Consider the following 23,109-nt stretch of genomic DNA (forward strand, 5'->3'; position numbering starts at 1 on the left):
ACCCGGCCGGGACCGTCAGGTCTGGGGGAAGAGCTGCACGACCGCCAGGGCCGCGGCGAGCAGTACGACGGCGCCACGCATCATCCGCTCGCTCGAGGTCAGGCGCGGCCAGGAGAGGTAGAGCAGCCAGGCGACGGCCAGGGTCGCGAGCCCCATGAGGACGAAGCCGATCGGGCCGCCGACCAGGGCGCCCGCGACGAGCAGGACGAGCATCGACAGGAAGGGGACGACACGAGGCAGGCTGGACAGGCGCGTCAGCGCGGGCAGACTGGCTCGCTCGATGGAGGTGCGCATGCTGGTGGACACCCCTCAAGGGTACGCGAGCGCGGTCGGGAGCACCTGCTCGGGACCGATAGCCTTGGCCACATGGCTGCTCCCTCAACCGTCGACACCGTCGTCAGCCTCTGCAAGCGCAGGGGCTTCGTCTTCCCCTGCGGGGAGATCTACGGCGGCACCCGATCCGCTTGGGATTACGGCCCGCTCGGCGTCGCGCTCAAGGACAACATCAAGCGGCAGTGGTGGAAGTCGATGGTGCAGGGCCGCGACGACGTCGTCGGCCTCGACTCCTCGGTGATCCTGCCGCGCGAGACCTGGGTGGCCAGCGGCCACGTCGGCGGCTTCAGCGACCCGCTCATCGAGTGCCACAGCTGCCACAAGCGCTTCCGCATGGACCACCTGCAGGAGGGGGTCGCGGCCAAGGCGGCCAAGAAGGGCAAGCAGGTCGACCCCGACTCGGTGGCCCTCGCCGATCTCGTCTGCCCCAACTGCGGCACCAAGGGCGCGTGGACCGAGCCGCGCGAGTTCAACATGATGCTCAAGACCTATCTCGGGGTCCTCGAGGACGAGTCCGGACTGGCCTACCTGCGGCCCGAGACGGCCCAGGGGATCTTCATCAACTTCCTCAACGTGATGAACGCCTCGCGCAAGAAGCCGCCGTTCGGCATCGCCCAGACCGGCAAGAGCTTCCGCAACGAGATCACGCCGGGCAACTTCATCTTCCGGACGCGTGAGTTCGAGCAGATGGAGATGGAGTACTTCGTCGAGCCCGGCACCGACGAGAAGTGGCACCAGTACTGGATCGACGAGCGCACGCGCTGGTACGTCGACCTCGGCATCAACAAGGACAACCTGCGGCACTACGAACACCCCAAGGACAAGCTGTCGCACTACTCGACGCGCACCGTCGACATCGAGTACCGGTTCGGCTTCCAGGGCAGCGAATGGGGCGAGCTCGAGGGTATCGCCAACCGCACCGACTTCGACCTGAGCACCCACACCAAGCACTCCGGCGTCGACCTGTCCTACTTCGACCAGCAGTCCGGCGAGCGCTACACGCCATACGTCATCGAGCCCGCGGCCGGACTGTCGCGCTCGCTGATGACCTTCCTGGTCGACGCCTACTCCGAAGACGAGGCGCCCAACACCAAGGGCGGCGTGGACAAGCGGGTGGTCCTGCGACTCGACCGCCGGCTCGCGCCGATCAAGGCCGCCGTGTTGCCGCTCTCGCGGGGCGCCGACCTGACACCCAAGGCCCGTGACCTCGCGGCCCGGCTGCGGCAGAACTGGATGGTCGACTTCGATGACGCGGGGGCGATCGGCCGCCGCTACCGTCGGCAGGACGAGATCGGCACGCCCTACTGCATCACCGTCGACTTCGACACGCTCGAGGACCAGGCCGTGACCGTGCGCGAGCGGGACAGCATGGCGCAGGAGCGGATTGGCCTCGACCAGGTCGAGTCCTACCTCGCCACACGACTGCTCGGCTGCTGACCCCGCGCGCAGGTGGCCGCGCGCGTGACATCTGTCATGGGCCGATCGTGACGCGAGTGTGAGGCTCCGCGGCGCCGGCGAACCCATGCTTGGGGCATGACAACGAATGACACGTATGCCGTGCAGCGCCCCCGGAGGTCAATCGCGGGCGGCACGCCGCTCGCGATCGACCTCCGGGGCGCGCACAAGCGGTTCGGCGACGTCCACGCCGTCAAAGGCATCGACCTGACGATCAGATCGGGAGAGATCGTCGCGTTCCTCGGGCCCAACGGCGCGGGCAAGACCACCACCATCGACATGATCCTGGGGTTGTCGCAGCCCGACGAGGGCAGTTCCGAGATCTTCGGGATGGCACCGCATCTGGCCATCCGGCGCGGCCTCGTATCGGCCGTGATGCAGACCGGCGGGCTGCTCTCGGACTACACGGTCGAGGAGACCTGCCGTTTCACCGCGAGCGTCTTCTCGAACACCAGGCCGGTCGAGGAGGTCCTGGCGCGAGCCGGCATCACCGAGCTCGCGGACCGACGGGTCGGCAAGTGCTCCGGCGGCGAGAAGCAACGGCTCCGGTTCGCGCTGGCGCTGCTCTCGGACCCTGCTCTCATCCTGCTGGACGAGCCCACCACCGGCATGGACGTCGAGGGACGCCGGGAGTTCTGGAAGGCGATCCGGGCGGACGCGCAGCAGGGTCGGACCGTCGTCTTCGCCACGCACTACCTCGAGGAAGCCGACGCCTACGCCGACCGCATCATCCTGGTGCGCAAGGGCGAGATCGTGGCCGACGGGACTGCCGGCCAGATCAAGAGCCTCGCCTCCGGGCGGACGGTGCGGGCCACCCTGCCGGGCGCGGACGAGGCGACCTTGCGCGGCATACCGGGTGCCGACTCCATCGAGATCCGGGGCGACACCGTCCTGGTCCACTCCGGCGACTCCGACAAGGTGGCCCACCACCTGCTGACCACCACCAACGCGCACGACCTCGAGATCACGGCACGCGGACTCGAGGAAGCCTTCATCGCCCTGACCGGCGACGACACGACCACGGAAGAGACCCGATGAGCACCACCGCCATGCCCCAGCAGCCCGACCTGATGTCGCGGCCCGTGCCCGGTCTCGGCGGGTTCAACCTCACCATGCTGAAGCTCGAGGTCCGGCGGCTGCTGCGCAACCGGCGCACGATGATCTTCACGATGATCATGCCGGTCGTCTTCTACCTGATCTTCGGCATGACCATCCCCGCCGGCCAGCAGAGCCTCGGCGCCGGGTCGCACGGCAATGTCAGTGCCTACATCCTGATCAGCATGGCTCTCTACGGGGCGGTCCTGGCGACGAGCAGCGGCGGCGCGATGGTCTCGATCGAGCGTTCCCAGGGCTGGAGCCGGCAGTTGCGACTCACGCCGTTGTCGCCGGTGGCCTATATCGCCGTGAAGATGCTGGCCGCGATGACGCTGGGGGCCGCCTCGGTGCTCGCGGTCTACGTCGTGGGCCTGATCACGGGTCAGGCGGACATGCCGCTGGCACAGTGGATCCTCACCGCGTTCGCCGTGTGGATCGGCTCGCTGATGTTCGCGGCGTTCGGGCTCTTCATGGGCTACCTGTTGCCGACGGAGAACGTCATGCAGGTGCAGTCGTTCGCCCTCGTGATCTTCGCGTTCGCCGGTGGGCTGTTCGTCGACCTGACCGCGATGCCGGGCTGGTACCAGACGGTGGCGCAGTTCACCCCCATCTGGGGGCTCAACGAGCTGGTGCACGACCCGGTATCCGGCGGCGTCGACAACTGGGCCTGGGTGAACGTGGCGGCGTGGCTTGCGATCTTCGTGGCCGGTGCCGCCTGGCGCTTCCGAAAGGACACCGCGCGGGTCTGACGCCTCGATGAGGGTGCGGGAGCGAGTCTCCCCTACCCCTGTCCAGTTCCGGCACACATGCACATCTGAGAGGCTGGCGACATGAGTCACCCCACGAAGTTCTCCGCTTCGCTCCGATACTTCGCGGGGACCCCGACATGAGCCACCCCACGAAGTTCTCCGCTTCGCTCCGATACTTCGCGGGGACCCCGACATGAGCCACCCCACGAAGTTCTCCGCTTCGCTCCGATACTTCGCGGGGACCCCGACATGAGCCACCCCACGAAGTTCTCCGCTTCGCTCCGATACTTCGCGGGGACCCCGACATGAGTAGTTCGGAAGGGCCTGGTCCGCCCTTCGGCATGGCCGCAGCACGAGGCATGACGGGTAACAGTCGTGGCGCGTTCATCAGCCTGTTCTACGCCGGCATCTGGTTGGTCTTCCTCATCCAACCGGTGCAGTCGGCTTGGGCCGCCGAGCATCCGCTCCAGCGCATCCTGGGTGTCCTGTCCACGGTGGTGTTCGCCGCCGTCTACCTGCTCAACTTCCTGCACGCGCACCGGGGGTGGAGCTGGGGGGAACCACGTCGCCCCAGCACCGCCGGCGTGATCAACTACACCGTCCTGACGCTCTTGGCGGTCGCCTGCACGGTGACGGTGGGACAGCCGGGCAGTACGACCTGGGTCTTCCTCGCGGTGACGGGCATGTGGACCTTCCAGCGCCGCACCGCCTGGCTGGTCGCGATCGGCCTGATCGCGTTGGACAACGGGCTGGCGGCGGGCTTCGAGAGCTGGACCTTCGACCCCGGCACCAGCTTCGCCATCCTGCTTGCCATGGCGGCCATGACCGGAGGGATCATGGCGGCCGCGCGAGAGCGTGACCTGTCCAGCGTCAGGCAGGAGAACGCGCGCCTCGCGGTGCAGGACGAGCGCAACCGGATGGCGCGCGACCTGCACGACATCCTCGGTCACTCGCTCACCGTCATCACCGTCAAGGCCGAGCTCGCCGGACGGCTGATGGACGATGCCCCGGACCGGGCCAAGGCCGAGATCGCGGATCTCGAGCGACTCTCCCGTGACGCGCTCGCCGACGTGCGTCGGGCGGTGGAGGGATACCGCGAGATCTCGCTCGCCGGTGAGCTGGCACGGGCGCGGGAGGCACTTGACGCGGCCGGGATCCACGCCACGTTGCCCAACGCGACTGATGCGGTGCCGAGCGACCTGCGTGAGCTGTTCGCCTGGGTCGTGCGCGAGGGCGTGACCAACGTCATTCGGCACAGCGGGGCGGAGCACTGTTCCATCACCCTGGACGAGAGCGGGATCACGATCCGCGACGACGGGCGCGGTCGTGGCGAGGCACCCGGCCAGGGCAACGGCCTGGCCGGTGCGCGCGAACGTGCGTCCGACGTGGGCGCCGTGCTGGTCTCTCGTGACCTGTCACCGCACGGGTTCGAGCTGGTCGTCACGACGCCCGGGCCCTCCGACCAGCGTGTGGAGTCGACCGCGGACGGCACGACGCCAGAGCGATCTGCGAGCCTGCCGATCCTCGGCCGCAAGGCGCGCACCTCGTGAGCATCCGCCTCCTGCTCGCCGACGACCAGGCGCTGGTGCGAGGCGCCCTGGCCGCACTGCTCGACCTGGAGTCCGACCTCTGCGTCGTCGCCGAGGTCGGACGCGGGGACGAGGTGGTCGACGCGGCCCGCGAGAACAACCCGGACGTCGCCCTGCTTGACGTCGAGATGCCCGGACTGGACGGGATTGCCGCCACCGCGGCCCTGAGGCACGAACTGCCCGACATCAAGGTCCTCATCGTGACGACCTTCGGCCGACCGGGATACCTGCGCAAGGCCGTGCAGGCGGGCGCCTCGGGGTTCGTGGTCAAGGACACGCCGGCGCGCCAGCTCGCCGACGCGGTGCGACGGGTCCACTCCGGCCTCCGTGTCGTGGACCCGTCGCTGGCTGCAGACAGCCTCGTCTCGGGTGAGTCGCCCTTGACCGCAAGGGAGTCCGACGTCCTGCGGGCTGCGCGCGACGGCTCGACCGTGTCGGCCATGGCGGGCCGGCTCTACCTGTCGGAGGGAACCATCCGCAACCACCTGTCCTCCGCGATCGGCAAGACGGGGGCGCGCACCCGTGCCGAGGCGGTCCGCATCGCCGAGAGCAACGGCTGGCTCTGATCCGCCACCTCCGCACGAGGCAGGGTGGGCACGAGCCTGCGAGAATCACGGGCACCGGGGACAGGACGCCCGCGACGAGGGAGCACCGTGGACCTGCAGGACGTGGCCGACGAGCTCTACGGCGTGCTGCCCGGCGACTTCATCTCGACCCGTGGCGCGCGGGCCAAGGAGGCGAAGGACGCCGGGGAGCCTGATCTCGCCAAGGCCATCACCGCGCTGCCCAAACCCGCCGCGGGCGCCTGGGTGGTCAACATGCTGGCGCGCCACCGGACCGAGGAGATCGAGCAGGTCCTGACTCTGGGCGCCGCCTTGCGTGACGCGCAGGAGAACCTCGACGCCGGCCAGATGCGTGAGCTCACGACACAGCGGCGCAAGCTCACGGCCGCGATCACTCGCACCGCTCGAGCCCTCGCGGCCGAGCTCGGCAACCCGGTGAGCGCGACGGTCGCTGAGCAGGTCGAGTCGACGCTGCACGCCGCGATGGTGGACCAGGGCGCGGCCGACGCGGTCCGCGCCGGACAGCTGACCAAACCGCTCGAGGCCACCGGCTTCGGCGCGGTGGACGTGACCTCGGCGATGGCCTCGAAGCGCTCAGGCACCGCGCGTCCGGCGACACCGTCCAGACCCGAGCTTTCCGTGGTGCCGGACGACACCCGTGCCCGGGAGGAGGCGCAGGAGCGAGCTCGCGAGGCGGCCGCCGACCTGGAGGAGGCCGAGTCGTCCGCCCGCGAGGCCCGGCATCGGGTGGAGGAGCTGTCGGCACGCAATCTGGAGCTGGTCGAGCAGCTCGAGGAGCTGCGGCGCCAGCTGGCGTCCCGAGAGCACGACCTGGAGGAGCTCGAGGGAGAGCTGAGCGAGGCAGAGACGGAGCAGGAGGCAGAGGACGAGGCGCTCGAGGATGCCCGACAGGCGGCGAAGGAGGCCCGGCGCGCCCTCGACGCCTTCTCCTGATCGCCTCCGTCGAAGCAGCGGGCACGGACGGGGCACGGCATACGTGCCCGCGGCGACGCACCTGACGCTCTGACACAATCGGGGGACCATGACCGCAGTCCTTCCCCCTCTCCAGATCGGTCGACACACCATCGAGTCGCCGGTGGTGCTGGCGCCGATGGCCGGCATCACCAACCGCGCGTTCCGTCGGCTGTGCCGGCAGTACGGCGATGCCGGGCTGGCTGCCGGCGGCGCGAGCGGGGCCACGTCGCTCTACGTCAGCGAGATGATCACCTCACGCGCCCTGGTGGAGCGCACACCGATCTCGATGCAGCTGATCGAGCACGACCCCGACGAGAGCCCGCGCTCGATCCAGCTCTACGGCGTCGACCCCGCCACCGTCGCCCAGGCCGTGCGGATGGTGGTCACCGAGGACCGCGCCGACCACATCGACCTCAACTTCGGCTGCCCCGTGCCGAAGGTGACGCGCAAGGGTGGGGGAGCGGCCTTGCCGTGGAAGACCGACCTGTTCCGCGCCATCGTCAGCAGCGCGGTGAAGGAGGCTGCGCCGTATGACGTGCCGGTCACCGTCAAGATGCGCAAGGGCATCGACTCCGACCACCTGACCTACCTCGAGGCCGGTCGCATCGCCGAGGGGGAGGGCGTGGCAGCCGTGGCGCTGCACGCGCGCACTGCCTCGCAGGCCTACTCCGGCACCGCCGACTGGCAGGCGATCCGCGGACTGAAGAACGTCGTGACGTCCGTGCCGGTCCTCGGCAACGGGGACATCTGGTCGGCCGAGGACGCCTTGGCGATGGTGCGCGAAACCGGTTGCGACGGCGTCGTGGTGGGGCGCGGCTGCCTGGGACGCCCCTGGTTGTTCACCGACCTTGCCGCGGCCTTCGCCGGCAGCGACGCCAGGGTCACCCCGCGGTTGGGGGAGGTGGCCGAGACCCTGCGGCGGCACGCGGTCTACCTCACCGAGTTCCACGGCAGCCAGCACAAGGCCTGCCGCGACATCCGCAAGCACATCGCCTGGTACCTCAAGGGTTTCCCGGCAGGCTCGACGGTGCGCAACCGGCTCGCCCTGGTCGACTCGCTGGCTGCCCTGGACGACCTGCTTGCGACCCTCGACCCCACCCAGCCGTGGCCGGGTGAGGCTGCCGAGGGACAGCGGGGCCGCGCCGGATCCTCCCGCCACGTCGTGCTGCCCGAGCACTGGCTCGACTCGCGCGAGCTCGACGCGCCGCAGGCGGAGCAGGTTGCCCAGGCCGAGCTGTCGGTCTCCGGCGGCTGAGCGACCTATCCGGGCGACGCGGGGTGCGGCCCTGTGACACGCTGAGGTCATGTGTCGCAACATCCGGACCCTGCACAACTTCGAGCCGCCCGCCACGCCTGACGAGGTGCATGCCGCCGCCCTGCAGTACGTGCGCAAGGTGAGTGGCAGCGCCAAGCCGTCGGCTGCCAACTCGCCAGCGTTCGAGCGCGCGGTGCAGCAGGTCGCCGCGGCCACCGCCGAGCTGCTCGGCGCGCTGGTGACCAGTGCCCCGCCGAAGAACCGCGAGGAGGAGGCCGCCAAGGCCCGGGCGCGCAGCGCGGTGCGCTACGGCCGGCCGGTCGCCTCCTGACCCGACTCAGGACACTTGTTGCTGGGAGGGGGCGTCGCCGGTGACGCCCCCTCCCAGCAACAAGCGGGGTGGGAGGTCAGTCGTCCCAGGTCTCGATCGGCCGGTCGCGCTTGGTGATCCAGTCGCTCCAGGAGCCGACGTAGACCGCCGGGTCCTTGGCGATGCCGGCCACTTCGAGGGCGAGGGCGAGATGGGCGGCCTGCACGCCCGACCCGCAGTAGATGGCGAGCTCGTCACCGTTGGTCTTGGCGTTCTTGGACCCGAGCCGCTTGGTGAGCCTCTCGCGCAGCTGCCGCGGGGGGAGGAAACGTCCGTCGTCCTCGAGGTTCTCCACCGCCGGGACGTTCCGCGCCCCAGGGATGTGGCCGGCGACCTTGTCGATGGTCTCGTTCTCCCCGCGGAACCGGTCCGAAGGGCGAGCGTCGAGCAGTCGGCCGCGGTCGGCATACTGCTGCACGTCCCCGGCCTTGATCTTGTGCCGGCCGTGCTTGTGCGGGGTGAAGTGGCCCGACTTCGGCGTGAAGCTGCCGCTCTCGGTGGGGTAACCGGCGGCGAGCCAGGCGGCGAGACCCCCGTCGAGGACCTGGACGTCGTGCTTGCCGTAGTAGCGCAGCATCCACCAGGCGCGGCTTGCCGGCAGCGAGTCGTGGGCGTCGTAGCAGACCACCGGGCGGTCGTCGCGCACGCCGGCGTGCTGCATCACCGAGGCGAACAGCTTCTTGTCGGGCATCGGGTGACGGCCGCCCTTGCCGTCCGGGCCGGGGGGTGAGGAGAGCTGGTTGTCCAGATCGATGTAGACCGCTCCGGGCAGGTGCTCCTGCTCGTACTCCGACTGGCCGTTGGGGCGACCCAGCTCCCACCGCACGTCCAGCAGCGTGGGGGTCGTGCGGGGGCTCGACATCAGGTGGTGCAGTTCGTCGACCGTGATCAGCGGCCGGACGGGAGCGGACACGAGGACCTCCATCATGCGGAGCGGACCTGCCTTGGCACATCCACGCTAACCGACGGCCCAGGGGGTTGGGGTGCTGACTGCCCGAGGTGGCGTCCCGGCGCGATTGCTTCCTCGCCCGGTTACCGCTCCGACCCGATGATGCCGCGCCTGGCCACGCCGAGCTGCTTCAGTCGCGATTCTCCAGCTCTGACCGCTGCGGTGACCGCGTCAGCGAAGGATCGGTCTGGACGACCGGCTTGAGCGCCTTGTCGATCTTCTTCATCAGCCCGGCGTCGAGCTTCACCCCGGCTGCCTTGACGTTGTCGGTGACCTGCTCGGGGCGGGAGGCCCCGACGATGGCCGCCGACACGTTGGGATTCTGCAGCACCCAGGCGACCGCGAGCTGCGGCATGGTTAGTCCGGCCTCCTCGGCCAGCGGCACCAGCTTCTGCACCCGCGCCAGGATCTTGTCGTCCATCAGCTGCTCGATCATGCTCGCACCGCCCTTGTCGTCGGTGGCGCGTGAACCCTCGGGCGGCGCCTGGCCGGGCTGGTACTTGCCGGTGAGCACCCCTTGGGCGATGGGCGACCAGACGATCTGGCCGATGCCGAGCTTCTCGCTGGTCGGCACCACCTCAGTCTCGATCACCCGCCAGAGCATGTTGTACTGCGGCTGGTTGGAGACAAAGGGAATGTGCAGCTCCCGGGCGAGCTCGTGGCCCCGGCGGAGCTGGTCGGCCGTCCACTCCGAGACACCGATGTAGAGCGCCTTGCCCTGGCGGACCACGTCCGCGAAGGCCTCCATGGTCTCCTCCAGCGGCGTGCTGTGGTCGAAGCGGTGGGCCTGGTAGAGGTCGACGTAGTCGGTGCCCAGCCGCTGCAGCGAGCCGTCGATCGACTCCAGGATGTGCTTGCGCGACAGGCCGTGGTCGTTCTTGCCGGGACCGGTCGGGAAGTAGACCTTGGTGAAGATCTCGAGCGACTCGCGGCGCTCGTCCTTGAGCGCCTCGCCGAGGACGGACTCCGCCTTGGTGCCCGCGTAGACGTCGGCCGTGTCGAAGGTCGAGATCCCGACCTCGAGCGCCTGCCGCACACAGGCGAGCGCCTGGTCCTTCTCGACCTGCGACCCGTGCGTCAACCAGTTGCCGTAGGCGATCTCCGAGACGCGCAGGCCGCTCCGACCCAGATTCCTGTATTCCATGCCGGTGACCCTACGCTCGGGGTCGTGCAGCATGAGGCGGAGGACCCCTATGTCCGGGTGCGTGGCGCGCACGTGCACAACCTCCGGGGGGTCGACGTGGCGGTGCCGCGCGACTGCCTCGCGGTGTTCACCGGGGTGTCCGGCTCGGGCAAGTCGTCGCTGGCGTTCGGGACGATCTACGCGGAGGCGCAGCGGCGCTACTTCGAGTCCGTGGCGCCCTACGCCCGCCGGCTGATCAACCAGGTCGGCGCCCCCAAGGTCGACGAGATCACCGGCTTGCCGCCTGCCGTGGCCCTGCAGCAGCAGCGTGGCGCACCGACGACCCGGTCGAGCGTCGGCACGGTCACGACCCTGTCCAACACGTTGCGGATGCTGCTCTCGCGCGCCGGGAGCTACCCGCCCGGAGCGCCGCGGATCGACTCCGACGGCTTCTCGCCCAACACCGTCGCCGGTGCCTGCCCCGAGTGCCACGGGCTCGGGCGGGTGCACCGCGCCACCGAGGCGACGCTGGTGCCGGATCCCTCGCTGTCCATCCGGGAGAAGGCGATCGCTTCGTGGCCCGGCGCGTGGCTGGGCAAGAACTTCCGGGACATCCTCGACACTCTCGGTTACGACGTGGACCGTCCGTGGCGCGACCTGCCCCAGGCTGAGCGTGACTGGATCCTGTTCACCGACGAGGAGCCGGTCGTCACGGTCCACCCCGTCCGGGAGGCCGGGCGGATCCAGCGCCCCTACGAGGGGCGCTACCAAAGTGCCGAGCGGCACGTGATGCACACGCTGTCGGACTCCAAGAGCGCCACGGCGCGCCGACGGGCGCTGCAGTTCGTCAAAACCGTGGACTGCCCTGTCTGCCAAGGGCGGCGGCTACGCCAGGACGCGCTCGCAGTGACCTTTGCCGGGCTGCCCATCGACGCGCTCGCAGCCCTGCCCATGAGGACCCTGCTGGAGCTGATGCGCGCCGAGGGCGAGCAGGCGGCGGAGGAGAGTGTGGCAGCGACGCTGACCGGTGACCTCGTGCCGCGGCTCGAGGTGCTCGTCGAGCTCGGCCTCGGTTACCTGGCGATGGACCGGTCCACCCCGACGCTGTCCTCGGGAGAGCTGCAGCGACTGCGCCTCGCCACCCAGCTGCGGTCGGGCCTGTTCGGGGTGGTCTACGTCCTGGACGAGCCGTCCGCCGGCCTGCACCCGGCCGACGCCGAGCCCCTGATGAAGGTGCTCGACCGCCTTGTCGCTGCAGGCAACTCGCTCTTCGTCGTCGAACACGACATGGACGTGGTGAGACAGGCGGACTGGGTCGTCGACGTGGGGCCGGCCGCCGGCGAGCAGGGGGGAGAGGTGCTGTATGCCGGGCCGGTCGCCGGGCTCGCGGACGTCGCCACCTCGGCGACGCGAAGGTTCCTCTTCGACGGTGGGCTGCGCGCGGGTCGGCCGGCTGTGCGCGAACCGCAGGGCTGGTTGCGGCTGCGGGGAGTGACCCGGCACAACCTGCACGGCGTCGACCTCGACCTGCCGCTCGGGGTGCTGACCGTGGTGACCGGGGTGTCTGGCTCGGGCAAGTCGACGCTGGTCGCCCAGGTGCTGGCCGAGGTGGTCGCGAGCCACCTCGGGACGGGCGTCCCCGCCGAGCCGGAGGAAGAAGGCGTCGACGTGGGCGTTGTGGCCGGGCCGGGGGATCCCTCGGTGACCGAGGCCACTGGTCTGGAGGCCGTGCGGCGGCTGGTCCGCGTCGACCAGAAACCCATCGGTCGCACGCCCCGGTCCAACCTGGCGACCTACACCGGGTTGTTCGACGGCGTCCGCAAGGTCTTCGCCGCGACCGACGAGGCCAGGGCCAGCGGGTACGACGTGGGCCGGTTCTCGTTCAACGTCGCCGCGGGTCGTTGTCCGACGTGTCAGGGTGAGGGGTTCGTGGCCGTCGAGCTGCTCTTCCTGCCGGGCTCCTACTCACCGTGCCCGAGCTGCCACGGGGCGCGGTACAACCCCGAGACACTCGAGATCCGGTGGCAGGGCAGGACCATCGCCGACGTCCTTGCCCTCAGCGTCGACGACGCGGTCGCGGCCTTCGAGGACGTGCCGGCGGTCCGCCGGAGCCTGATGACCCTGCAGGCGATCGGGCTCGGCTACCTCCGGCTCGGCCAGCCGGCGACCGAGCTGTCCGGTGGGGAGGCCCAGCGGATCAAGCTCGCAACCGAGCTCCAGCGGGCCCGTCGGGGCCACACCCTCTACCTGCTGGACGAACCGACGACCGGCCTGCACCCCGCGGACGTCGAGGTGCTGATGGCCCAGCTGCAAGGGCTGGTGGCAGCCGGGGGCTCCGTCGTCATCGTGGAGCACGACATGGGCGTGGTCGCGGACGCGGACTGGGTCATCGACCTCGGGCCGGGCGCAGGCGACGACGGTGGGCGGGTGGTCGCGGCGGGCACGCCGGCCAAGGTGGCCGCCTCCGGTGGCGCCACCGCGGCATACCTCTCGGCGGCACTCAGCTCGGTGCGCCACCCGGAGGAAGGCTGAGCGCGAGGAAGCGGTCGATCATCGGGTTGACCTGCTCGGGCACCTCGAGCTGCAGGAAGTGGCCCGCTCCCACGGCCTGCCCGGTCATGAGGTGCCGGCAGCGCCCGCGCACCGCTCTCATGTCCTCCGGGTGGGCGGCAGAGACGACCAGGAGCGGCACCGTGACCGCCTCCAACGCGGCCCCCGCGTCGTAGTCCGCCATGCCACGCATCGACGTTGCGGCGACCGAGGGGTGGACACGCGCCATCCCGTCGAGGGTTTCTACGCGGCGCACGCGGTCGGTCGCGAGCATCGTGCGCTCGGCAAACCGGCGGCGCCACGACCCGTCGGCATCGTCGGCCACCTCCGGCCACGAGCGCGCGAAGTAGGCCCGCCCGGACTCATCGAGCATCGGCGCCGGGTCGACCAGGACCGCCGCGGAGGCGAGACCCCTCGCCGCGCACTCGAGCGCCACGAGGCCACCCATGCTGTGGCCCACGACGACCGGTGCCGACAGCCCGGCGTCTGCGGCAACCTCGGCGACGTCGTCGGCGAAGTCCGTGATCTCGCAAGCCAGCTCGTCGACCCACCGGCTGGTGCCGTGCCCTCGTAGGTCGAGCGACACGACGGTGTGGGTCGGCGCGAGGTGTGCCTGCTGAGGGGCCAGGAACGTGCGGTCGCAGCACCACCCGTGGACCAGCACGACGGCCGGCCCTGTTCCCACCCGGCTGTAGGACAGGCCGCCCGAGGTCTCGCGCTCGCTCATGCACCCCATCCTGCCGGGGAACCGGCGTTGCCCCGAATCCAACAGGTGGTTGAGAAAGTGTTAACCGAATGGTTAACTATGGTTGTGACGATGACGCTGGAGCGCACATTCCACGCCTTGGCAGACCCCACCCGGCGTGCGATCGTGGAGCAGCTCGGCTCCGGACCCGCCACGGTCGGGAGCCTGGCTGCTCCGCACCCGATGTCGCTGCCCGCGATCACCAAGCACTTGCGCGTGCTCGAGGCGGCAGGAGTGGTGCGACGTGACCGGAGGGGCCGCACGATCGTGTGCACGCTGGAGGCGGCACCACTGCGTGAGGCGGAGTCCTGGCTCGCCGACCGCAGGCTGTTCTGGTCGGCCACTCTCGACCGCCTCGAGCGCCTGCTCGGGGCCGATTCGCCAGCAGACCGGGGCCATGCAGACACAAAGGAGCAGGACGGATGACCCGATCAGAGAACCTGAGCGCCGACGAGAGCGCGATCATCCTCGAACGTCACATCGACGCTCCTATCGCACGGGTCTACGCGGCGTGGATAGATCCGGAACTGATGGCGCAGTGGTACTGCCCCGATCCGGACCTCGACCTGCGGGTCAGCGGGGACATCACTGAGGGCGGCGATTACACCATCTCGATGGGCCCGCATGACGTGGTGGGCACATACCGCACGCTGCGGGCACCCACCCTCATTGAGTTCACTTGGAAATGGGCAGAGTTCGACCAGCCGTCGAGCCTGGTCCGCGTGGAGCTGACCGAGGAGCCCGACGGCACGCTGCTGCGACTCACCCACACCGGCCTGAGCGGCGAGGATGACGTCCGCAACCACAGCGCCGGCTGGGTCGGCTGCCTCGACCGACTCCCTGGTGCCCTCGCTGCCTGAACGGTGCCCCCCGCTCCGGGCCCGAAAGAGCTCGGAGCCCTAGAGTCGGTCTGTGGCCGACGGATCCCCTTCGCACCTCACCCACGCCCTGCGCTTCCGCCAGGTGGCCAACCTGGTCAACCTCTCCACGCCGCTCGGCCTGGGCGTCGCGGTGCTCGGCCGCTGTCACGTCAGGCGAGGGCCGCGTGGCCTCGTCCTCGCCGACCACTACCGGTTCGGCTTCCCGACCGCCTCCGCCTTCACCGTGGGCAACGTCCTCATCACGCCTGGGGACTGGACGGCGCTCGCCAGGCACCGACCCACCTTGATGGTGCACGAGGAGCGCCACACCTGGCAGTGGGTGGCGCTCGCCGGCTTGCCGTTGCTGCCGGCCTACGGGCTGGCCATGGCCTGGTCGGTGCTGCGCACCGGTGACCGTGCCGCGCGCAATGTCTTCGAGACCCGCGCCGGGTTGGCCCTCGGCGGCTACCGAGAGGTGGCGCCGAGACCCCTCGGGCGTGCGCTCCTCTCCGCCGCGTCGAGTCACCGAGCCCACCGCCGGCACCGCGCGGGAACCGTCCGGGCCTGACCAGCGAGAGGCGTGGCTCTCCCGAGACCGTCGGGGCGGCCACGGACAGGTGCGCGGCGGGTGAGCGGCACGTCATACAGTCGGCTCGTGAGCCCGAGCAGGTATGACGATCGCGCCCGTGAGCGGTGGGTGCGGGAAGATCCTGCCCAGAAACGGGCCGACCGGGACGACTTCGCCCGGGACCGCGCGAGGGTGGTGCACTCCGCCTCGTTGCGTCGGCTGTCGGCCAAGACCCAGGTGGTGCAGCCCAGCAGCGACGACTTCGTGCGCAACCGGTTGACCCATTCCCTCGAGGTTGCCCAGATCGGAAGGGAGTTCGGCGCCGCGCTCGGTTGCAACGCTGACGTGGTCGACACCGCCTGCCTCGCCCACGACCTCGGGCACCCGCCGTTCGGCCACAACGGTGAGACGGCGCTGGCCGACATCTCCCGCGACATCGGGGGATTCGAGGGCAACGCCCAGACCCTGCGCCTGCTGACCCGGCTCGAGGCCAAGCGCACCCACGCCGACGGTCGGTCGGCCGGACTCAACCTCACCCGCGCCAGCCTCGATGCGGCCACGAAGTATCCCTGGCGCCGGGGTGAGTCGCCCAGCGCCTCGCCGAAGTTCGGGGTGTACGCCGACGACCTGGACGTCTTCAGCTGGCTGCGCAACCAGGCTCCGGCCGACGACCCGACCCGTCGCTGCATCGAGGCGCAGGTGATGGACTGGTCCGACGACGTGGCCTACTCCGTCCACGACGTCGAGGACGCGGTGGCCTCCGGGCGGATCGACCTGGGAGCGCTGCGATCCCACTCGGACACGCTCGAGGTCGCGCGGGTGGCCCGTGACCTCTACGCCCCCGACCTCGAGGAGGAGGTCCTGCTCGAAGCCATGCGCCGGCTGCTGGGCACCGGCTGCATCCCCGACTCGTATGACGGGTCCCGCCGCGCCCTCGCCGCGCTCAAGGACATGACCAGTCGCCTCATCGGCAGGTTCGTGCAGTCGGTCGAGGTCGCCACGCGGCACAAGCATGGCGACGGACCGCTGACCCGGTATGCCGCCGACCTGGTCATCCCTGACGAGGCGCGCGCCGAGTGCGCCATGCTCAAGGGCGTGGCCGCGCACTTCGTCATGCTCGCCGACGAGCGACAGTCCCTGATGAGCCACCAGCGGGAGATGGTGCACGACCTCGTCGATCACTTCGCGGCCTCGCCGGACCGCCTCGATCCGCTCCACCGTCACGACTTCGACACCGCCGGTGACGATGCCGCGCGGCTGCGGGTCGTCGTCGACCAGGTGGCCTCCTTGTCCGACCCCAGGGCGATCGCCCTCCACCGAGAAAGCTGCTGACCATGGACCTGTTCTCCACGCTCGACCTGCCCATCGCCTCCGCGCCGATGGCGGGTGGCCCCGCCTCCCCGGAGCTGGTCGCCGCCGTCGGCGGGGCGGGCGGCATGGGCTTCCTCGGGGCCGGCTATGGTCCCGCGACCAAGCTGCGGGACCAGATCCGGCAGACCCGTGAGCTGACCGGCCGCCCGTTCGGCGTCAACCTGTTCGTGCCCTCCGACGCGAGACAGGAGTCCGTCGGCGCCGCGCTCGCCGCCTACCGGGAACTGCTGCAGTCGGCGGCCGAAGGACGGGGCCTGTCGCTGCCCGAGGCGCAGTGGCACGACACGACCCACTTCGACGACAAGGTCGAGCTGCTGGTGGCCGAGCCGGTCGCCTCGGTGACCTTAACCTTCGGGTTGCCACCCGCGGGGGTGATGGACCGGCTCCGTGCGGCAGGCAGCGTCGTCGGTGTGACCGTCACCGACGCCGACGAGGCGGCTGCCGCGACCGCCGCGGGTGCCGACTTCCTCTGCGTACAGGCGGCGACCGCGGGAGGCCATCGCAGCACGCACACGCTGGACGCCGAGCCCAACGACCTCGCGCTCGTGCCGCTCCTGCAGCAGGTCCGGTCGGCGACCTCCCTCCCGCTGGTCGGCGCGGGGGGCATCAGCACCGCCCAGGACGTCCGCGACGCATTGGGCGCCGGCGCGGTCGTCGTGCAGGTGGGCAGCGCGTTGCTGCGCACGCCCGAGTCGGGTGCCACACCGGCATACAAGGCAGCGCTCGCCGACCCGTCGCGGCAGGAGACCGTCGTGACCCGTGCCTTCACCGGCCGGCCCGCCCGGATGCTGCGCAACGCCTTCATCGAGCGCTACGGCGACCGCGCGCCCGCCGCCTTCCCCATGGTGCAGCAGGTCGTGGCGCCGCTGCGCGCGGCCGCGACGGAGGCCGGCGACATCGAGGGACAGCCGCTGTATGCCGGGATCGGTCACCTCAGCGCCCGCGACGAGCCGGCCGCCGAGGTGGTGCGCGACCTCGCCGACTGACCGCATTCGTGCGGCAGAAGGCGTCGCACCTGACCCCTTCTGCCGCACACGCCGTCCTGGTGCGCCTCACGTGTCCACAGCGGCGGGCGGGTGACGCGGCGCACCTCCTAGACTCACGGCATACGAAGGAGGGTCCGTGGCCGGTCTGATCAAGACCGAGGACGTCGCGCTCGTCAAGGAGCGTTCGTCGCTCGAGGACGTGGTGCGCGAGCACGTCACGCTGCGCAGCGCCGGTCCCGGGTCGCTCAAGGGCCTCTGCCCGTTCCACGACGAGAAGACCCCGTCCTTCAACATCCGGCCGGCGGTGGGGGCGTGGCACTGCTTCGGCTGCGGTGAGGGCGGCGACGTCATCTCGTTCGTGCAGAAGGTCGAGCACCTCTCCTTCACCGAGGCGGTCGAGCGCCTCGCCGCCAAGCTCGGCATGGAGCTGACCTACGACGAGAGCACCGGGGGACGTCCACGGGGGGAGGGAATCGGCCGACGCGCCCGGCTGATCGAGGCACACCGCGTGGCGGCTGAGTTCTATGCCACGGCGCTGGTCAACCTGCCCGACGCGCGGGCGGGCCGCGACTTCCTGCGCGAGCGGGGGTTCGACCGGCGCGCGGCCGAACAGTTCGGCATCGGTTTCGCGCCGCGGGCCGGGGAGGAGCTCTCGCGGCACCTGCGCGACAAGGGATTCACCGACGACGAGATCACCACGGGCGGCCTGGCCGGGCGCGGCAGTCGCGGACTGTATGACCGGTTCCGCGGGCGGCTGGTGTGGCCGATCCGCGACATCACCGGCGACGTGGTGGGTTTCGGCGCGCGCCGGATCTTCGACGACGACCGGATCGAAGCCAAGTACCTCAACACCTCCGAGACCCCGATCTACAAGAAGTCACAGGTCCTCTACGGGCTCGACCTGTCCAAGAAGGCGATCTCACGCGACCGGCAGGCGGTGGTCGTCGAGGGCTATACCGACGTGATGGCGTGCCACCTGTCCGGCATCGAGACAGCCGTCGCGACCTGCGGCACGGCGTTCGGCGTGGAGCACATCAAGACGCTGCGGCGGATCATGCGTGACGAGGCCGACCAGGCGCCTGCCCGCGTCGTCTTCACCTTCGACGGCGACGCGGCCGGGCAGAAGGCGGCGATGCGGGCCTTCGGGGAGGACCAGCGCTGGGCCTCGCAGTCCTATGTGGCGGTGGCGGCGTCCGGGCAGGACCCGTGCGAGCTGCGGCAGTCCGGCGGTGAGCCGGCGGTGCGGGCCCTCATCGAGGACGCTGTGCCGATGTTCGAGTTCGCGGTTCGCACGACCGTCGGCCGGTTCGACCTCCACTCGGTCGAGGGGAGGGTGCAGGCGCTGCGGGCGGCCGCGCCGATCGTCGCGAGCATCCGGGACCGGTCGCTGCGCCCCGAATACACCCGCACCGTCGCGGGTTGGCTCGGCGTCGAGGTGGAGCAGGTCTCGGCAGAGGTGGCGCGCGCCGGCCGGGCGGCCGGGCAGCACCGCGGGCGACCGCGCCAGAGCGAGGTCCGCGACTCCGGCGCACCGGGCGAGCAGCCGGTTGCCGGGGCCGACGCCGGTATGCCGTTGCCGGACCCGCGCGACCCGGTCGTCTCCGCGGAGCGCCAGCTCCTGCAGACCGTGCTGCAGTTTCCCGGAGCCGTCGACGCGAAGGAGTTCGACGCCTTGGAGGCCGACGCGTTCGGCGCACCCGCGCACCGGGCGATCCACGACGCCATACGTGCTCTGGGCGGCCCGAGCGCGGCCACCACCGCAGCCGCTTGGGCGGGAGCCGTGGCCGACCAGGCGCCGGCAGCGGTGCGTCCGCTCGTCAGTGAGCTGGCGGTGGCGCCGTTGCCCGCGCGGTTCGACGCGTCGACCGGGTTGCCCGACCGTCGTTACCTGGAGGAGCTGCTCGTGAAGGTGCAGGAGGTCGGGCTCAACCGGCAGATCGGCGAGGCGCTGTCGACCCTTCGTCGGATGGACTCCGGAGGCGCCGATCCCTCGCAGGCTCGCCACCTGAGCGAGCAGTTGCAGACGCTGCAGCGCAGCCTTGCGGCGCTCCGCTCGAGGCTCGGCTGATGGGGTTGATCCGCCGGCGCGCGGCCAAACCCCGGTTGGCCACGCCTGCGGTCGAGGCGCTCGGGCTCGGCAAGGGGGAGCGGGTGCTGCAGTTCGCGACCGACGCCACCACCGGTGACCATGTCGTGGCGACCAACTGGGCGATCGCCGTGGTCTCGCCGGAAGGGGAGCTGCGGTGGCGCCGGCCGTGGCACGAGGTCGATACCGGTGTGTGGCAGGACGAGACGTCGGCGCTCACCGTGACGTGGGTCGATGGCCGCCGACCGACGCAGTGGAGCTTCGGCGAGCAGCAGACCCTCTTGCCGGAGACCCTGCGCGAACGCGTGCAGGCGAGCGTCGTGCTGTCGTCGGTGCTCGACCTGGGTCCGCGGCGGCGGGGGAGAGCCGTGATCCGGCAGGACCTGGCCACCCGTGAGCTGCTCAGCCAGACCGTCCTGGGTCCTGGCATCCGGGCCGACGACCCCCGGGTGATGGCACAGGTCCGGTCCGTCCTGGACGACCTGCGCGAACAGGTCGGGTTGCCGCGCGAGGAGTGAGCGCCGGGGCCACGAGGTCCGGTCCTGCGCAGGAACCGAGAGGCCCGACCGGTTTAGTTGCGAGGTGCCTTCTTTGCTACAGTTACCGCCGCAGCGCCGAGCACCATCCCATTCCCCTGTAGCTCAATTGGCAGAGCATTCGGCTGTTAACCGAAGGGTTGCTGGTTCGAGTCCAGCCGGGGGAGCAAAGCCGCAGGTCACAGGCCTGCGGCTTCTCTGTGCCCGGAGCCATCCCCACTTTATCCCCATTTTATTCTGTGGCCGGAGTCACCTCAGGAGGCGTTGCGGGAGGCCTCGACGGTGCCCTCGTGGATGAACTCCTCGAGGGCCGAGCGGGGGATGCGCACGTGCCGTCCGACGTGCACGAAGGTGATGCGACGCTCCGCGACCAGGCGTCGCGGGAAGCGCACGGTCGTGCCGAGCAGCTCGGCGGCCTGGTCGACTGACAACAGCTGGTCCATGGGGTACCTCCTGGTCTCGTCGGCGCCACGGTGGCGTCTGTTGGGGTATACCGGCGTCAGGGGGCACCATCCGGTCGCGCCGTCGTCCATGGCGACGCGAACCCTCAGGAGGCGGGTTCGGGTTCCGCGTCCTCGCTCAGGTCCATCTCGGGTGTGGCGAGCTTGAACCCACGGGTGAGGGCGACCAGCCAGCAGAAGCCGATGACGGCCCAGACGCCGCCGAGGATGAGGGCGGCCTTGTCCAGGTGGGTGAACAGCCAGAGGATGAACGCGAGCCCGATGAGCGGGAACAGCGCCCAGGTGATGGGGTTGGGCCGGTCGCCGGCGCGCAGGGCCTTGGCGTAGGCGACGACGACGGAGATGTTGACGAACGCGAACGCGCAGAAGGCGCCGAAGTTGATGAACGAGGTGGAGGTCGACACGCTCAAGGCGATGGCGATGAACCCGACGGCGCCGGTGAGCAGCAGGTTGAGCACGGGGGTGCGGAAGCGTGGGGAGACGTAGGCGAAGAACCGATGGGGTAGGACACCGTCGCGTCCCATCGCGTACATGAGCCGGGTGCCGGCGGCCTGGATCGGTATGCCGGCGGCGAACTGGGCCAGGATCACGGTGGCCAGGAAGATGGAGCCGAACAGGTTGCCGGCGATGGTTTTGGCTATGTCCAGCGGTGCGCTGTCGGGGTCGGCGAAGTGGCCGGAGGGGTGGACCAGCTGCACGACATACGCGACGAAGACGAAGATGACTCCGGCGACCAGGGCGGTGAGGATGATGGCGCGGGGGATGGTCTTGCGGGGGTCGACGGCTTCCTCGGCGAAGGTGCTGACCGCGTCGAAGCCGATGAAGCTGTACGCCGTCAGGGCGGCTCCGGCGGAGACGGCGCCGATCGTGGAGCCCGCGTTCCAGAACGGGCTGGCGGACAGGATCGCGCCGGGTCCGTTCATGTCGATCACGTGCCGCAGGGAGAACGCGACGAAGAACGCGAGGATCAGCACCTCGAAGGCGATCAGGATCAGGTTGGCGCGGGTGGCCAGCTTGATGCCCACGATGTTCAGGGCGGTGGTCAGCACGATGAACCCGATCAGGAACACGACGCCGGGCACGGCGGGGAACTGGGCGGTCAGGTAGGCGGTGCCGATCAGCCAGACGACCATGGGCAGGAAGAAGTAGTCGAGCAGGGTGGCCCAGCCGACCATGAAGCCGAGTCGGTCGTCGATGACCCGCCGGGTGTAGGTGTAGGCAGAACCGGCACTGGGGTGCAACCGGGCCATCTTGCCGTAACTGGCTGCGGTGAACAGCACTGCCACGGTGGTGATCGCATACGAGGCCGCCAGGGTGCCGTGGCTGACGGCGGAGAACACCCCGAAGGTGGTGAGCACGATGAAGGGGGTGATGTAGGCGATGCCGAACAGCACGATCGGCCACAAGGTGAGGCTTCGCTCCAGGTCCGGCCGGGTCGGTGTCGCGGTGGCGTCACTCATCGCTCTCGCCTCTTCGCTGTGGATGCCATGTGGCTGGGTCGATCGCGCCGCCGTAGACCGGCAGCCGCAGGGGCGGGTCGCCTGCGCGCAGCTGGCTCCACATCCGGTTCAGGCCCCTGGTCCCCAGGGTGCGGACGCGGGTGACGGCGTCCAGGTCGAGGACGTCGGTCACGACGGCCGGGGCCTCGCTGGGCGCGGCGACCCGGACGATGCCTTCCGGGTCGGCGATGATGCTGCGCCCGACGCCGTCCGGCATGGCCGCGTTGACGGAGACGACGAAGACCTGGTTGGCGATCGCGGCGGCCTGGGCCAGGACCAGTTCCTGGTCGCGGTCGCTGGTGGAGGTCTGGGTGGGGTAGACGATGACTTCGGCGCCCATCCACGCCAGCTGTCGGGCGACTTCGGGGAACCAGAGGTCGTAGCAGATCGCCAGACCGGCCCGGCCGATGTCCGGGATGTCGAAGACGGTGAATCCGGTGCCGGGCGTGAAGGGCTCGAAGGGTCGCCACGGGAACGCCTTGCGGTAGTAGCTGGCCAGCTCACCGGCGGGCGAGCACACGACCGCGGTGTTGAACAGCTCTCCGCGCGGCCCCTTCTCGATGACGGTGCCGGCCACGAGCCAGATGCCGGACTCGGCCGCGGCGGCGCACAACGCGGTGACGCGCGGGCCGTCCAGAGGCTCGGCGACCTGCTCGTAGGCGGCCCGCCGCTCGTTCGGCAGACTGGAGACCCTGCAGGTGTGGTACTCGGGATAGATGAAGGCCTTGGCCTGCGGGAACTCGGCGTGGAGAGTCGCGACTTCGCTTCGCAGCTCACCGGTCGCGGTCTTCGGATCCCGCGCCGGGGACTGGGCCAGCACCACCGGAAGCAGCCTCATGACGACATGCTAGTGGTGCGTCTCGCAAATAACTGGGTGGTGCGTTGGTAGACTGGCGTTTATGAGCTCACCCGCGTCCCCGTTGCAGATGTCGGCTGGTCAGCGTGAGGCGTTGGAGGTGTTGTCCCGTTCGCAGGCGGCGCCGCATCGGCA

Annotated in this window: 23 protein-coding genes and 1 tRNA gene; 17 read left to right on the forward strand and 7 right to left on the reverse strand. The window is 70.2% G+C overall.

The genetic code is table 11. The annotated features are described in order from the left end of the window. Positions 1–15: 15 nt before the first annotated feature. The gene (locus tag FCN22_RS11445; protein WP_238384685.1) at positions 16–306 is read right to left on the reverse strand and encodes a DUF6703 family protein; all 291 of its coding nucleotides are present in this window, start codon (positions 304–306) and stop codon (positions 16–18) included. 60 nt (positions 307–366) lie between these two features. On the opposite strand from FCN22_RS11445, the gene FCN22_RS11450 reads away from it, so the two are divergent. From FCN22_RS11450 to FCN22_RS11485, 8 genes are all read left to right on the forward strand, one after another. Beyond that, on the forward strand, positions 367–1,770 hold the full coding sequence (locus FCN22_RS11450) for a glycine--tRNA ligase (protein ID WP_137121680.1): 1,404 nt from the start codon (positions 367–369) through the stop codon (positions 1,768–1,770). Positions 1,771–1,866: 96 nt separating this feature from the next. Next, positions 1,867–2,826 carry an ABC transporter ATP-binding protein gene (locus FCN22_RS11455; RefSeq protein WP_137121681.1) on the forward strand — a complete coding sequence of 320 codons (960 nt, stop codon included), beginning with the start codon at positions 1,867–1,869 and terminating at the stop codon, positions 2,824–2,826. Further along, entirely contained in the window at positions 2,823–3,632 is an 810-nt protein-coding gene (locus FCN22_RS11460; protein WP_238384686.1) for an ABC transporter permease, read from the forward strand. The genes FCN22_RS11455 and FCN22_RS11460 overlap by 4 nt, the downstream gene beginning before the upstream one ends. Positions 3,633–3,991: 359 nt before the next feature. Continuing rightward, positions 3,992–5,182, forward strand: a complete 1,191-nt coding sequence (locus FCN22_RS11465; RefSeq protein ID WP_202911538.1) for a sensor histidine kinase — start codon at positions 3,992–3,994, stop codon at positions 5,180–5,182. Beyond that, the gene (locus FCN22_RS11470) at positions 5,179–5,787 is read left to right on the forward strand and encodes a response regulator transcription factor (RefSeq protein WP_137121682.1); all 609 of its coding nucleotides are present in this window, start codon (positions 5,179–5,181) and stop codon (positions 5,785–5,787) included. The genes FCN22_RS11465 and FCN22_RS11470 overlap by 4 nt, the downstream gene beginning before the upstream one ends. 87 nt (positions 5,788–5,874) lie before the next feature. Then, a complete protein-coding gene (locus FCN22_RS11475; protein ID WP_137121683.1) occupies positions 5,875–6,738 on the forward strand; it encodes a hypothetical protein in 864 nt (287 codons plus the stop codon). An 88-nt stretch (positions 6,739–6,826) separates the two neighbouring features. Next, positions 6,827–8,014, forward strand: coding sequence for a tRNA dihydrouridine synthase DusB (dusB, locus tag FCN22_RS11480; RefSeq protein ID WP_137121684.1), 1,188 nt, complete (start codon positions 6,827–6,829; stop codon positions 8,012–8,014). 49 nt (positions 8,015–8,063) lie between these two features. Beyond that, positions 8,064–8,345, forward strand: a complete 282-nt coding sequence (locus FCN22_RS11485; protein WP_137121685.1) for a DUF2277 domain-containing protein — start codon at positions 8,064–8,066, stop codon at positions 8,343–8,345. Positions 8,346–8,421: 76 nt separating this feature from the next. On the opposite strand, the gene FCN22_RS11490 is transcribed toward FCN22_RS11485, so the two are convergent. Both FCN22_RS11490 and FCN22_RS11495 read right to left on the reverse strand, forming a co-directional pair. Then, positions 8,422–9,297 (reverse strand): sulfurtransferase, encoded by an 876-nt coding sequence (locus FCN22_RS11490; protein WP_238384687.1) that lies wholly within the window; start codon positions 9,295–9,297, stop codon positions 8,422–8,424. 166 nt (positions 9,298–9,463) lie between these two features. Beyond that, positions 9,464–10,477 (reverse strand): aldo/keto reductase family protein, encoded by a 1,014-nt coding sequence (locus tag FCN22_RS11495; protein ID WP_137121686.1) that lies wholly within the window; start codon positions 10,475–10,477, stop codon positions 9,464–9,466. A gap of 24 nt (positions 10,478–10,501) precedes the next feature. Here FCN22_RS11495 and FCN22_RS11500 point away from each other — a divergent pair, with 24 nt between their 5' ends. After that, the gene (locus FCN22_RS11500; protein WP_137121687.1) at positions 10,502–12,988 is read left to right on the forward strand and encodes an excinuclease ABC subunit UvrA; all 2,487 of its coding nucleotides are present in this window, start codon (positions 10,502–10,504) and stop codon (positions 12,986–12,988) included. On the opposite strand, the gene FCN22_RS11505 is transcribed toward FCN22_RS11500, so the two are convergent. Next, positions 12,957–13,733, reverse strand: a complete 777-nt coding sequence (locus FCN22_RS11505; protein WP_162308188.1) for an alpha/beta fold hydrolase — start codon at positions 13,731–13,733, stop codon at positions 12,957–12,959. The genes FCN22_RS11500 and FCN22_RS11505 overlap by 32 nt on opposite strands. A gap of 90 nt (positions 13,734–13,823) precedes the next feature. Here FCN22_RS11505 and FCN22_RS11510 point away from each other — a divergent pair, with 90 nt between their 5' ends. The 8 genes from FCN22_RS11510 (at position 13,824) to FCN22_RS11545 (ending at position 20,325) form a co-directional block, all read left to right on the forward strand. Continuing rightward, positions 13,824–14,177 (forward strand): ArsR/SmtB family transcription factor, encoded by a 354-nt coding sequence (locus tag FCN22_RS11510; RefSeq protein ID WP_137121689.1) that lies wholly within the window; start codon positions 13,824–13,826, stop codon positions 14,175–14,177. Continuing rightward, positions 14,174–14,611, forward strand: a complete 438-nt coding sequence (locus tag FCN22_RS11515) for an SRPBCC family protein (protein ID WP_137121690.1) — start codon at positions 14,174–14,176, stop codon at positions 14,609–14,611. Before FCN22_RS11510 ends, FCN22_RS11515 begins: the two co-directional genes overlap by 4 nt. Positions 14,612–14,663: 52 nt before the next feature. Then, on the forward strand, positions 14,664–15,179 hold the full coding sequence (locus tag FCN22_RS11520) for a hypothetical protein (protein ID WP_137121691.1): 516 nt from the start codon (positions 14,664–14,666) through the stop codon (positions 15,177–15,179). A gap of 87 nt (positions 15,180–15,266) precedes the next feature. Continuing rightward, positions 15,267–16,511, forward strand: coding sequence for a deoxyguanosinetriphosphate triphosphohydrolase (locus FCN22_RS11525; RefSeq protein ID WP_137121692.1), 1,245 nt, complete (start codon positions 15,267–15,269; stop codon positions 16,509–16,511). 2 nt (positions 16,512–16,513) lie between these two features. Further along, positions 16,514–17,536 carry an NAD(P)H-dependent flavin oxidoreductase gene (locus tag FCN22_RS11530; protein WP_202911539.1) on the forward strand — a complete coding sequence of 341 codons (1,023 nt, stop codon included), beginning with the start codon at positions 16,514–16,516 and terminating at the stop codon, positions 17,534–17,536. Positions 17,537–17,672: 136 nt separating this feature from the next. Next, positions 17,673–19,604 carry a DNA primase gene (gene dnaG, locus FCN22_RS11535; RefSeq protein ID WP_137121693.1) on the forward strand — a complete coding sequence of 644 codons (1,932 nt, stop codon included), beginning with the start codon at positions 17,673–17,675 and terminating at the stop codon, positions 19,602–19,604. Beyond that, the gene (locus FCN22_RS11540) at positions 19,604–20,140 is read left to right on the forward strand and encodes a hypothetical protein (protein WP_137121694.1); all 537 of its coding nucleotides are present in this window, start codon (positions 19,604–19,606) and stop codon (positions 20,138–20,140) included. Before dnaG ends, FCN22_RS11540 begins: the two co-directional genes overlap by 1 nt. 112 nt (positions 20,141–20,252) lie before the next feature. Continuing rightward, positions 20,253–20,325, forward strand: a tRNA-Asn gene (locus FCN22_RS11545). 87 nt (positions 20,326–20,412) lie between these two features. Here the strand turns inward: FCN22_RS11545 and FCN22_RS11550 are convergent. From FCN22_RS11550 to FCN22_RS11560, 3 genes are all read right to left on the reverse strand, one after another. Further along, positions 20,413–20,601, reverse strand: a complete 189-nt coding sequence (locus FCN22_RS11550) for a helix-turn-helix domain-containing protein (RefSeq protein ID WP_137121695.1) — start codon at positions 20,599–20,601, stop codon at positions 20,413–20,415. 104 nt (positions 20,602–20,705) lie between these two features. Then, positions 20,706–22,079 (reverse strand): APC family permease, encoded by a 1,374-nt coding sequence (locus FCN22_RS11555; RefSeq protein ID WP_137121696.1) that lies wholly within the window; start codon positions 22,077–22,079, stop codon positions 20,706–20,708. Next, positions 22,072–22,956 (reverse strand): carbon-nitrogen hydrolase family protein, encoded by an 885-nt coding sequence (locus tag FCN22_RS11560; protein WP_137121697.1) that lies wholly within the window; start codon positions 22,954–22,956, stop codon positions 22,072–22,074. Before FCN22_RS11560 ends, FCN22_RS11555 begins: the two co-directional genes overlap by 8 nt. Positions 22,957–23,109: the final 153 nt, after the last annotated feature.

This window comes from Segeticoccus rhizosphaerae (assembly GCF_005222685.1).
GTDB classification, from domain to species: Bacteria; Actinomycetota; Actinomycetes; order Actinomycetales; family Dermatophilaceae; genus Segeticoccus; species Segeticoccus rhizosphaerae.

Bases quoted from the DNA above. Each gene is read 5' to 3' on its own strand.
- FCN22_RS11505 (WP_162308188.1), bottom strand. From the start codon at position 13,733: ATGAGCGAGCGCGAGACCTCGGGCGGCCTGTCCTACAGCCGGGTGGGA.
- FCN22_RS11540 (WP_137121694.1), top strand. From the start codon at position 19,604: ATGGGGTTGATCCGCCGGCGCGCGGCCAAACCCCGGTTGGCCACGCCT.
- dusB (WP_137121684.1), top strand. From the start codon at position 6,827: ATGACCGCAGTCCTTCCCCCTCTCCAGATCGGTCGACACACCATCGAG.
- FCN22_RS11465 (WP_202911538.1), top strand. From the start codon at position 3,992: ATGACGGGTAACAGTCGTGGCGCGTTCATCAGCCTGTTCTACGCCGGC.
- FCN22_RS11495 (WP_137121686.1), bottom strand. From the start codon at position 10,477: ATGGAATACAGGAATCTGGGTCGGAGCGGCCTGCGCGTCTCGGAGATC.
- FCN22_RS11515 (WP_137121690.1), top strand. From the start codon at position 14,174: ATGACCCGATCAGAGAACCTGAGCGCCGACGAGAGCGCGATCATCCTC.
- FCN22_RS11510 (WP_137121689.1), top strand. From the start codon at position 13,824: ATGACGCTGGAGCGCACATTCCACGCCTTGGCAGACCCCACCCGGCGT.
- FCN22_RS11550 (WP_137121695.1), bottom strand. From the start codon at position 20,601: ATGGACCAGCTGTTGTCAGTCGACCAGGCCGCCGAGCTGCTCGGCACG.
- FCN22_RS11530 (WP_202911539.1), top strand. From the start codon at position 16,514: ATGGACCTGTTCTCCACGCTCGACCTGCCCATCGCCTCCGCGCCGATG.
- FCN22_RS11555 (WP_137121696.1), bottom strand. From the start codon at position 22,079: ATGAGTGACGCCACCGCGACACCGACCCGGCCGGACCTGGAGCGAAGC.
- FCN22_RS11455 (WP_137121681.1), top strand. From the start codon at position 1,867: ATGACAACGAATGACACGTATGCCGTGCAGCGCCCCCGGAGGTCAATC.
- FCN22_RS11450 (WP_137121680.1), top strand. From the start codon at position 367: ATGGCTGCTCCCTCAACCGTCGACACCGTCGTCAGCCTCTGCAAGCGC.
- FCN22_RS11460 (WP_238384686.1), top strand. From the start codon at position 2,823: ATGAGCACCACCGCCATGCCCCAGCAGCCCGACCTGATGTCGCGGCCC.
- FCN22_RS11560 (WP_137121697.1), bottom strand. From the start codon at position 22,956: ATGAGGCTGCTTCCGGTGGTGCTGGCCCAGTCCCCGGCGCGGGATCCG.
- FCN22_RS11485 (WP_137121685.1), top strand. From the start codon at position 8,064: ATGTGTCGCAACATCCGGACCCTGCACAACTTCGAGCCGCCCGCCACG.